Annotated in this window: 1 protein-coding gene; it reads right to left on the bottom strand. The window is 68.3% G+C overall.

What is annotated here, in order from left to right; genetic code table 11:
- The coding region (locus OOZ63_RS29025; RefSeq protein WP_416234807.1) for a FecR family protein at window positions 1–498 on the bottom strand (498 nt) is incomplete at both ends.

Genomic DNA, 498 nt, shown 5'->3' on the forward strand with positions numbered 1-498 from the left:
AGAAGCTCCACCCCATCCGCGCGCTCGCGCACGGCCAACCCATGCAGCTCGGCCACTGCCCGCGCGAAGCCGACGTTGTCGCCGGTCTTGAACACCCCGCTGACCCGCAGGCTGCCCACCGCGTCCGTACTGGCCACACGGATCGGCATCGCGGTATAGCGATTCATCTCGGCCACGGCCTCAAGCAGCGAGACATCGTCGAACATCGCCTCGCCGCGCTTCCAGGCCAGCACCTGGTCCACTTGCGGCCTGTCCATCTTCAGCTTGGGTAACGCTCCCGCCTGACCACGAGGTCGCCCGGCTACCCGCAAGCGCTGCCCCGGCACCATCTCCACGGCCGGCACGAACTCGGTAGAGGGTGAGCCTTCAGCCGCACCGCGCACCACCACCCTGCCCTCGACCAGCGTGATGTCCAAGGCATCTGGACGGCCCTCGATGGCCGGCGTATAGCGCACCACAAACGCCGTGCCCGTGGCCGTCACCTCCGAACCCGCAGCT

It is taken from the genome of Paucibacter sp. PLA-PC-4, from assembly GCF_026241155.1.
In the GTDB taxonomy this organism is placed as follows: Bacteria; Pseudomonadota; Gammaproteobacteria; order Burkholderiales; family Burkholderiaceae_C; genus Roseateles_E.